Annotated in this window: 10 protein-coding genes; 1 reads left to right on the top strand and 9 read right to left on the bottom strand. The window is 62.3% G+C overall.

Going from position 1 to position 10,107, the window contains the following annotated elements; all coding sequences use genetic code 11:
- Positions 1-91 precede the first annotated feature (91 nt).
- Positions 92-391 carry a hypothetical protein gene (locus ACFPB1_RS14045; RefSeq protein ID WP_379226260.1) on the bottom strand — a complete coding sequence of 100 codons (300 nt, stop codon included), beginning with the start codon at positions 389-391 and terminating at the stop codon, positions 92-94.
- Positions 392-570: 179 nt separating this feature from the next.
- Here ACFPB1_RS14045 and ACFPB1_RS14040 point away from each other — a divergent pair, with 179 nt between their 5' ends.
- Positions 571-1,035, top strand: coding sequence for a hypothetical protein (locus ACFPB1_RS14040; RefSeq protein ID WP_379226259.1), 465 nt, complete (start codon positions 571-573; stop codon positions 1,033-1,035).
- A 113-nt stretch (positions 1,036-1,148) separates the two neighbouring features.
- Here ACFPB1_RS14040 and ACFPB1_RS14035 read toward each other — a convergent pair whose 3' ends face one another.
- The 8 genes from ACFPB1_RS14035 to ACFPB1_RS14000 form a co-directional block, all read right to left on the bottom strand.
- On the bottom strand, positions 1,149-2,858 hold the full coding sequence (locus ACFPB1_RS14035) for a M3 family oligoendopeptidase (RefSeq protein WP_379226257.1): 1,710 nt from the start codon (positions 2,856-2,858) through the stop codon (positions 1,149-1,151).
- Positions 2,859-3,127: 269 nt separating this feature from the next.
- Positions 3,128-3,322, bottom strand: coding sequence for an ROK family protein (locus tag ACFPB1_RS14030; protein WP_379226255.1), 195 nt, complete (start codon positions 3,320-3,322; stop codon positions 3,128-3,130).
- A 98-nt stretch (positions 3,323-3,420) separates the two neighbouring features.
- Positions 3,421-4,116: a copper homeostasis protein CutC gene (locus tag ACFPB1_RS14025; RefSeq protein WP_379226253.1), complete on the bottom strand. Its 696-nt coding sequence runs from the start codon at positions 4,114-4,116 to the stop codon at positions 3,421-3,423.
- Between the two features lie 130 nt (positions 4,117-4,246).
- Positions 4,247-5,251, bottom strand: a complete 1,005-nt coding sequence (locus ACFPB1_RS14020; RefSeq protein ID WP_379226251.1) for an asparaginase — start codon at positions 5,249-5,251, stop codon at positions 4,247-4,249.
- A gap of 16 nt (positions 5,252-5,267) precedes the next feature.
- On the bottom strand, positions 5,268-5,846 hold the full coding sequence (locus ACFPB1_RS14015; protein WP_379226249.1) for an ROK family protein: 579 nt from the start codon (positions 5,844-5,846) through the stop codon (positions 5,268-5,270).
- A gap of 441 nt (positions 5,847-6,287) precedes the next feature.
- On the bottom strand, positions 6,288-7,151 hold the full coding sequence (locus ACFPB1_RS14010) for an NmrA family NAD(P)-binding protein (protein ID WP_379226247.1): 864 nt from the start codon (positions 7,149-7,151) through the stop codon (positions 6,288-6,290).
- 202 nt (positions 7,152-7,353) lie between these two features.
- Complete coding sequence (locus ACFPB1_RS14005) at positions 7,354-7,947, bottom strand: TetR family transcriptional regulator (RefSeq protein WP_379226245.1); 594 nt, start codon at positions 7,945-7,947, stop codon at positions 7,354-7,356.
- 149 nt (positions 7,948-8,096) lie between these two features.
- The gene (locus tag ACFPB1_RS14000; protein ID WP_379226243.1) at positions 8,097-9,887 is read right to left on the bottom strand and encodes a stalk domain-containing protein; all 1,791 of its coding nucleotides are present in this window, start codon (positions 9,885-9,887) and stop codon (positions 8,097-8,099) included.
- Positions 9,888-10,107 lie beyond the last annotated feature (220 nt).

The following is a 10,107-nucleotide window of genomic DNA, read 5'->3' as shown; positions in this document are numbered from 1 at the left end:
GCCCGTAAGGTGCGTAAAACGGCGGGGCAGGCGAGTATTTTCGCGCTTGGCCGGTACCGAAAATCGATCCGGTCGTCCCGCTCTTCCGCCGTTATCCTTCAACGACGTCCGCCCGCAGGTCGGCGGCAACGTCCATCATCTTCGGAATGACGGCTTCGTTCGTGCCGGATACGTACAAGTTCCCCTGGTAATGGCGGAACGGGATGACGGCGGCGCCGACGCGCCAGAGGAAAAACTCGCCCGGAATGGTCATGGTCGCCGACCCGTGAACCGTATATTCCGGCGCATAGTCGAAGTCCGGCTTGTCCGCGAAATACCGTTTGCATTCCTCCAGCGTGATGGACTCCCCGTTGCCTTGCATTTCGCGCGTGATGCGATACCGTTTGCTCATGGCAGTGCCTCCGTTCGTATATTGCGATGATCGTCTGCTCTTCGCGAAGGCTGGGAACAGCCCTTCGTGTTCCGTTCAAGGGCTCATTATAGCACGCTTCGCCTCGCGACGAATAATTTCCTAATATTCCCACATACTAAGAGCTAATAGATGTAAATCCTGACATAAGGAGTCTCCCCATGAGAGTCATCGCCGGCTTGTTCTCCACGCTGATGCCCGGATTCGGCCAGATTTATAACCGTCAGTTCCTGAAAGGCATTATCTTCACGTTCACTGAATACTTCATCAACATGGCCGGCCACATTAACTCCGCGATCCACCTCGACTTCAACGGCCATCATGCGCAGGCAGTGGATGCAACCGATTTCGGGTATATGCTCTTTTACCCCGGCTTCTACGCTTACGCCGTCTGGGACGCTTGGTATTACGCCAAACCGGGCGCCGACAAAGTAAGAACGGCGATTCCATATTTGATCGGCGGCTTCGCCGGCGAATGTTGCGCGATCTTCGCCAACCGGCTGCCCTTCCCGACGCTTATGGCCGGCCTGGCCATGCTCGTGCCGATCTATGCCGGCATGCTGATCCACCGCAAGGAAGGGCAAACCGTGCCGGACCCTTCCGGGCCGCCTTCGGCGCGCCCGTGACGAGTCGTCCGCCGTCGGAAGCGGCGGGTCCGCACACGGATGCGGAAGCGCCGCCATAAGAAAAAGCCGCGCAAGCGCGGCTTTCCCATTCGAACGATGCGACGGCGGAGGAGTTACAGGTTCTCGTCCGCTACGGTATCCAGCCAAGCCGCAATGCCCGTGATCGCGGCCGGGACGCTGCCCGCTTCGAACGGCGAAGGCAGGCCCGCGGAGGCGACAAGCTCGAGGAACGAGCAGCTGCCGCCGGCGCGGCACAGCTTCAGATAGCTGGCCCACGCCTCCTGGTAATCCGCCCGCATCCGGTTCCAATAATGGAACGCGCACAGCTGGGCGAGCGCGTAGTCGATGTAATAGAACGGATAATGATAGATGTGCAGCTGGCGCTGCCAGTACCCGCCGTTTTCCAAGAAATCGTTGCCCTCGTAATCGCGGTGGGGCAGGTACGCCCGCTCGATGTCGCGCCACATGCGCTTGCGCTCGGCCGGCGACGCGTCCGGGTTGGCGTAGATTTCGTGCTGGAACGCGTCGACCGCCGTGATGTAGGCGACGCCGAGCAGCGAGCTGGCGAGATGGTTGAAGCGGTATTTCTCGGCATCCTCCTTGAAGAACTGCTCCATCCACGGCCAAGCGAAAAACTCCATGCTCATGGAATGAATCTCGCAGGCTTCCGACGTCGGGAACAGGTACTCCAGCACCCCGAGGTCGCGGCTCTCATACGATTGGAACGCGTGGCCGACCTCGTGCGTCAGGACGTCGATATCGCCGGCCGTGCCGTTGAAGTTGGAGAATATAAACGGCACGCCGTACTTCGGCAGGTTCGTGCAGTAACCCCCACCCTGCTTGCCGTTCTTGCTGACCAGATCCATCAGCCCGCGGTCGATCATCATCCGGAAGAATGCGTCCGTCTCCGGGGACATCTCCGCGTACATCCGCTTAGCCTGGGCGACGATCCAATCCGGGTCGCCCTTCGGCGTCGGATTGCCCGACGGGAAGCTGAACGACTCATCGTAATACCGGAGCCGGTCCACGCCGATGCGGCGGCGCTGCCGCTCCTTCAGCTTCGTGGCGACCGGCACGATATGCGTCAGCACCTCTTGGCGGAAGCGGCTCACCATCTCTTCGTTGTAATCCGTGCGGCTCATCCGCGCGTAGCCGAGCTCGGTGAAGCTGCCGTAGCCGAGCGCGCGGGCGATCTTCGTCCGCACCTTCACGAGCTTGTCATAGATGTCGTCCAGCTCCGCCTCGTGCGCGGCCATGAACGCGTAGCGGCTATCCGCGGCACGGCGGCGCGTGTCGCGGTCGGTCGACTGCTCGAACGGAATGAGCTGCGGGAGCGTCCGCTCCTCGCCCTCGAACGGGATTTTCGCCGACGCCATCAGGCGGGCGTAAGTGGAGACCAGCTTGTTCTCCTGCTGGAGGTCTTCGATGATCGCCGGCGCGAACGTCTTAAGCGACACCTCGGCCAGGCGGAACAGCTGGCTGCCCCAGCGGACCTCCAGATCGGCGCGGAACGGCGACTCGACGAGCGCGCGATAATAAGCCGTCGCGTATTCCTGCTCGACCGGCTTGATCTCGTCGATGTATTCGCGCTCCGCTTTGTAGAACGCATCGTTCGTATCGATGGAATGCCGGATCTCGACGAGCTGGCACTGCGTTTCGAATTCGCTGCGCAGCTTGTTGACGGCTTCCATCGCGCTGATCTGCGCCTCGGCGCTGCCGGCCTCGTTAAATTGGCGAATCAGCGCGGTGTACCGTTCCCCGATCACCTTCATGTCAGGCCGTTCGTACGCGTACTGGGCGAACTTCAACGTTTCCAAAGTCATGCTATCCCTCCATTATGATAATTCTCCGCCCGGTGCGCTGCATAATCCCCCTGCAACCGGACCAATACGTTAAATATTTCAACAACAGGCGACGAATTCCTGCCGAGGCGGCGAAAAACTGGCAATCTTCGGGGAAGGTTCATCGCATGCAAGCCGTAGCCGAGCGCCCGGCAGCGGCGGCAGCGCTTGACGGTAATCGTGGCGCAAGCCAAAAACCCGGCAGGAACGCCGGATGCGCGCTCCCTGCCGGGTCATGAATTCGTACGGCCTTATACGGAAACCGGCTGATCCGCGCAGCGCCACCAAAGCGCCGCCCCGACCGCCCCGGCATTGTCGCCGAGCTTCGCGGTCTCGAACGTCACGCCGTCGACCATGCCCGGGATGCCGAACCTGCGCACGGCCGCCCGCATCGGTTCGAGCAGCAGCGGCCCCGAACGGGACACGCCGCCGCCCAAGACGACCATCTTCGGATTCCGATATAGATGCTTTCCATTGCCGATGTACCTTCCTTCTGGTTGCTGATCCGGCCTTGACGAGGAACGCTGCGCCTGCGCGCGCGGGATTACTCCGGCCCGCCCGCTCCCCGCTTCATGCTTCGGATGATCGCCGGATCGATCGGTTCCGCGTACGAGCCGTTCGTTCGAACGCCGCGGCCGAAATGCACCTCGCGCACGCCCGTCCGCTCCATGAAGCTGCCGATCGAGGCCGGCGTCAGGCCGCTCCCGGCGAGCAGCCGCACGGGGGAGCCCGCGAGCCGCCCGTACAAGCGCGCGATGACGTCCGGCGCGTCCGCCGCGCTCTGCCGCCCGCCGGAGGTCAGGATCCGATTGACCCGCGGCAGCAGCAGCACGTCCTCCAGCGCTTCATCCAGATCCCGCGCCTCGTCGAACGCCCGGTGGAACGTGACGTTCATGCCTTCCGCCTCCTCCTCCAGCAGCGGCAGCAGCGCGGTCCGGTCCACGCGTCCTTCCGGCGTCAACGCCCCAATGACGATGCCCGCCGCGCCGGCGAGGCGCGCTTCCCGGATATCCCGCCGCATGACGAGCAGGTCGGACGCGTCGTAGCGGAACGAACGGCTGTGCGGCCGAATCATGACATGAACGGGAATATCGGCGTGGCTCACGGCATAATCGAGCAGCCCGATGCTGGGCGTCAAGCCGCCTTCCCCGATGCCCGACACGAGTTCGATCCGGTCGGCGCCTCCCGAGCAGGCGCGGAGCACGTCTTCCCCGCATGTCGCGATGACTTCAAGCAGCATGTCTCGTTACTCCCCTTTCGCAATGTCCGAATCTCCATTTCCCTTTCACCGCGCCTTGGGACAACCCGGCCACGATGAACCGCTGCTCCTATTGTCGCCGCTCCGTCTGACGGGCGACTCACTACGCGATTTATGGAAGCTGCAGCGTAAATACGGCTTGATTGCGCCCGATGGCGATCCCGTTGTCGTTGCGGATGTCGAGCGGCGCGAGGGCGTACATGCGGTCGATCGTCTCCCGGCTGCCGTAGCCGATCTGCTCCAGAATGGAAGCCGTAATAAGCGGCCATTCGTCTTCGGACCCATCCAGCACCTTGAAGGCGAAGGCTAGGCGTTCCCGCTTCAGGCTGAAGCAGTACACCCCTTTAGCGCCGCCCTTGGCCACGATGTTGGGGTCGAGCAGCAGGCTCGAGCAGATGCGGTCCGTGCCGGCGACCATCTCGCTGTGCGCGTTCATGCGGCGCACGATGGTTTCGACGGCGGTCCGGATGCCGGCGTCCTCGATGAGATCGGGGCAGGCGAGCTTCAGGAACGCGGTCGCCAGCGCGTCCAGCGGCATCGCGAATACCGGAAAGCCGCAGCCGTCGGTGCCGAGACCGATCGATTCCGCCGAAATGCCGGCAAAGTACGCGAGCGTCTCCAGAATTTCGCGCTGTACCGGGTGATCCGGTTCGCCGTAGCTTTCCATGGGATACCCCATCGCCTTGCACAGGGCGAGGATGCCCAGATGCTTGCCCGAGCAGTTATGATAAATGGCCCGCTTCGGCAGGTTGGCCCGAAGCAGCCGCTCCGTCGCGTACGCGCTGAGCGGATACGTCGGATGGCAGATGAGCCGATCCTCGCCGATGCCCGTCTTCCGCATGATCGACTCCAGCGCCTCGACGTGGAACGGTTCGGCCCGATGCGACCCGATCATGACCGCGCCCTCGGCGTCGGTCAAACCGAACGCCGCGTCCGCGCCGTGCCGCACGACCGGAATCGCCTGGAACGGTTTGCCCGCCGAGCGAAGGAACGAGACCGCCTTCGGGTCGCCGACCCGGTACAGAATTTCCCCTTTATCGTTCACGCCGCATAGGTGGCCGGCATGCACGCATTCTTCGATGCCCCCGCGGTATTCCCTGACCAACGCTTCTTCCATGGATTACTCCTCCCTGCTACTGTTGTTGAAGACCATTGCCCAAGTAACGCTGCAGCGCCAGCTTGGCCGCTCCGATCATGATTGCCTGCTCGCCGAGCTGCGAGCGGGTCAGCTTGAACGTGCCGACGAACGGCTCCCTAATGAATTCCTCCAGCTTCCCCTTCACCCGTTCGAGAATAGCGGGATCGATATCGATGAAGCTGCCGGCCATGACGATGGTGTCCGGATTATACGTGCAGACGACGTTGTTGATCGTGATGGCGATATAGGTGCAGGCCCTGTCGATGATGTTGAAGGCCCACGTCTCTCCGTCATGCATCAGCCGGTACAGTTCCCCCACGCTGCCGACGGGCTTGATCTGGCCAGCCTCCTGCAGCAGCGCGAGGTCGGTGATATACGTCTGCAGGCAGCCCCGCTTCCCGCATTCGCAGAGCTTGCCGTTCGGATCGATCGTCGAATGGCCAATTTCGCCCGGCATACCGCCGCCGATGAGCTTGGACGCATCCATGTTCTGCTCGTCCGTCAGCTTGCGGACGGCGGACGCGACGGCCTCGACGAGCGCTTCCGGAAGTAAATTCGAACGTTCCCAGTGCAAGCTCGATGCGCGACGATGCGGCCGTCCAAATCGACCAATTGGCGATTTACAATTATGACTTCTGACTTAATAGCATGAAATTTACGCATCTAATCCATCCTAATAACATCCAAAACCGCCTAATGAGTAACACTATGCTATTAAAGTACGGCACGACAAGGAGCTGGTCAACTGTTCAAACGGAATTTGCATTCGTTTTTCTAACGTGAATATTCGGTAAGCGCTTGCATGTCTCCGGCACGATCCCAGGCCCATAAAAAAGAGGACATCGCGTATCGGATGTCCTCGTAATGGAGTTGCTTGCCTGCAGGCCGGCCGGAGCCGTGCCATGCTTCTTTTCTATTGCAGCTTCTAAAGCGGCTTCTATTGTGGCTTCTGATAGCGTCTTCTGCAGAAGCTTCTATAGAGCTGCTGCTGTCGCTAGACCTGCAGCAGGCGCGTTTATACCAGCTTCTTCAACGCTTCTTCGAGCGTGACCTCGCCTTTCAACGATTCGGTTCCCGTCCGCTCGAAATCGATCCAGCCCGAAATGAAGCCGTCGAGCATCGCCAGCCTGCCGCTCAGCCGGTCCTCCGGCGCGCCTAAACGTATGAACGCATCCGCCCACTCCGCGCGAGGAATCGCTTCGGCGCGCACGTCGCGGTTCAGCAGCGAAGCCAGCGCGGCGGCCAGATCGGCGGGCGAATACGCTGCCGGCCCTTCCAGCTCCAGATAGCGCGTGCCGTTCCATTGCTGCCGCAGCGTGCCGGCCGCGATCGCCCCGATATCCGCCGTGGAGATCATCGGGATCTTCCGATCCAGCGGATAAAGGCTATGCGCGATCGCGCCGCGTTCGCGCGCGGGCGCGATGTCCCACAGCGCGTTCTCCATGATCCAGGCAGCGCGCAAAAAGGCTCCTGGCATCTGCAGCCGGCCGAGCTCCCGCTCGAAAATATGCAGCGATTCGATAATGCCGAGCCCGCGGTCGCGGTGAGCGCCGACGGACGAGAGCGCAACGAATTTTGGCACTCCAGCCGCCAGCAGCGCCGTTCCGATCGCCCTCGCGAACGCATGCGTCTCGGGAAAACCGGCTTCGGGGTAGAAGAGCGGCGGAAGCATGACGAACGTGCCGTCCGACCCGGCGAAGGCGGTCTCGAGCGCCTCCGCGTCGCGGTAATCCGCGAGGGCGACCTCCGCGCCCCGCGCTCTCCATTCGTCCGCTTTCCGTTCGTCGCGCATGACGGCCCGGACCCGATGGCCCTCCGCCAGCAAGCGTCTCGCGACTGCGCCTCCGACTTGTCCCGTTACTCCCATAATCGTATACATCGATGATTGCCTCCTTTGTCGTTTGCGTTCATCTTAGCATGATTATTTACATATTTCAAGTTACATATTTTATAATTTGTAACTTGAAACACTAGGGCAAAACAATAGCCGCTGACGGCCGCGTCTCCACGACGCAGCCGCCAACGGCTATATCCCAAGCAATATCATACGTTTCGCGGCAAGCTTGCCTCGCTCCCGCCCGCTATCCTCGACTACCCGCGCCGAGGCCGTGCAGCGTCAATTGCCAGACAGCCTCGAATCCGTCCTCGGATTCGGGCTTGTCCCATTCCGCGGCATGCGCGGCGTGATGGAACCGGGTGAACGCGAAGAACACGCCCGCCGCGGCTCGACGCGCATCCTTGCATGCGAAGGCGCCCGATGCCATGCCCGCCTCGATGATTCCAGCCAGCTGATCCGCGAGCAGCCGGGCATGGCCCTCCAGCGCGCCTTCCGTCTCCGCCACCAGCGCGGCGTACATCGCGAACAATTCGGGATCCTGCCGGGCGCGTTCGCGCTTGAATTCGCGCAGCGCGGACAACCAACGGTACAGCTTCGTCTCCGGCGGGGCTTCTTCGGCCAGCACGGCGCCGAGCGGCTCGAACACGCCGCCCATCCATCGTTCCACGACCGCCAGGCGCAGTGCTGCCTTGTTCTCGTAATGCCGGTATAACGCCGCGTGGCTGACGCCGAGCGCTCGGGCGACGTCGGACATATTGGTCTTCGCGAGCCCGAATTTCCGCAGCGCGCCTTCGGCGGCATCCAGGATCGATGCCTTGGACAGTCCGTCTTCCGCCACCGTACGGCACCTCCTTCCGCTTCAGGATGCGGCCGGCCGGCGCCTCGCGCCGATGCCGCCGCATCGCGTTGACCCTTATTATAGCACAGATCGCCGGTTTCGCTTCCCTGCTGCGCCGCGGTTCGCGCCGGCATCCGCCATCCGCGAGGCTATTGGGCCGTATAGACGCCTGCCTTGTACGTCAGCGTGTACGTCATGCCCGCTTCCGTCAGCGCCGAGGACGCGATGCTGTCCGCTACCAGACGGCGGTTCAGTCCCGAGGCGTCGACTTTATACAAGCCCGGTTCATAGCCCTTGGCGACATAATACACGCCCGCCTCGCCGACCTCGTACGAAGCGGCCGGCCGATCGCTCAGCCGTACCTCGCGGCCGGCCGCGAGATCGTAGCTGTACAGCGTTCCGGGATCCTGCGCGGCGCCGTTCGCCGTACCCTCAGTATAATAGAAGCCGCCGTTCGCGAACCGGACGTTCTCCGCCTTGCGAGCCGTGAGCGTGCGCGCGTTCCCGCCGCTCGGGTCGACGCTCTTCAAGCCGCCCGAGGCTCCGTCGACGTACACGATCCGGCCGTCTGCCAGCCAGAACGAGCTCGCCGCGCCCGTCAGCTTGACCTGCGTTCCGTCCGCGAGCTTGATTTTGTACACGGCCGGGACGTCCTTCGGGTCGCTCTCCAGGTAGCCGAGCGTGTAGAGATAGCCGTCCTGAATCATCATGGAAACGTCTCCTCCGAACCCGACGCCGTGATCGTTGATTGTGCGGGAGATGCCGTACGTGAAGCCTGGTTGTCCGAACGCCGAGGATGCGCCGGTCTTCCTGTCGATACGGACGAGGTTGTTGCTCGCATCCGCCATCGGATGGAAATCCGTCATGTAGAGATAGCCGCCGTTCGCCGTAAAATGAATAACGCTCTTCGCGTCCGCGACCTTCGTCAAGGCTCCGCCGCTTACCTTGTAAAGCGTCTCGCCGCCCATCGTCAAATCTCCGGTATGCAGGATGACGTACAGCTCGCCGCCGTCACTGCGAATATCCGTCACCCAGCCGTCCTCCGGCTTCCATTGCGGGATAGCGGCGATCTTCCGGGACTGGCCATCAGCGAAATTATAGGCGGCCAGCTCGGCGGCGCCGCCATTCGCCGTCACGAAGTACAGCTTGCCGCCGATCGCCTTCGCGGCATGCAGCAGCGGATTCCCCGGAAGCTTGACTTCGGCTGCCTTCCCGCCGTCCGGCTGACGGAACAGCGTCTCGACAGAACCGTTCGATCGGTAAGCGGTCGTGTAATAGTAGGCCGCATGGCCGAATCTGCCAAGCGGTACCGGCGCGTTCTCGTACGCGACCGGCTTGCGGGGATCGGTTAGCACCTGCTTGACGCGGTCCTTGACCTCCAGCGTCCGCGGGCTCGTCAGATCGACATGCTCCGTGCCGATCAGGATCAGGCCGTCGAGCCAATCGATCTCTTTGTCCAGCGCTTCCGCCGCGCTGCGAAGCGGCAGCACGACCCGGCCGTCCACCTGCAGCGGCGCGGCGTCCATGACGACCGGCTCGCCGTTGACGAGCATCGTCTTGCTGCCGACCGTGAACTGGACGCGCTTATGCAGGTTCGCGTTGCTCAGCAGCACGTCCTTCGGATGCGCGGCTTGCCAGACCGCGTCCCAGGCTCCTTTGCCGATATCGGCGTTCGTCGCGAGCGTGCTCATCAGCCGGATCGGCACGTAAATGCGGCCGTTTCGCTCCACGATGTCGTAATCGCTGTACATGAAATCGGTCAGCTGCCCGTTCAGGAACGCTTTGTCGTGATAATCGAACGGCAGCACGATCAGCCGGTCGAACGCCTCGGGCAGCGCCGCCTTGCTCGGGGCATCCGCCGACGCGCCGCTTGGCGCGAATCCGGCAGCGCCGCTTATCAAGCCCGCGCACGCGAGCGCCGTTAACAACCGTTTCTTCATGAGTCCATCTCCTTGGCATCGTTATCATTTCTCATAATCCTTCCCAATCATGGACGCAGCTGGAACGAGATTGTTGCAGGGAATCGCGGCTTGTCCGCCTGCAGGACACAAAAAACCGCCGGCAGGAGCCGACGGACCATGGAGCAGGTAAAGCCTATGGACGCCTCTCGCAAGGAACCCCCCCTGCGTTCGGCAGCCTGTTCACGCGCCGAACGGCAGG

It is taken from the genome of Paenibacillus sp. GCM10023250 (genome assembly GCF_042653205.1).
Classification (GTDB): Bacteria; Bacillota; Bacilli; order Paenibacillales; family Paenibacillaceae; genus Paenibacillus_Z.
Note: the sequence above shows the minus strand (reverse complement) of the source record. Positions and strands in the feature narration are given on the sequence as shown.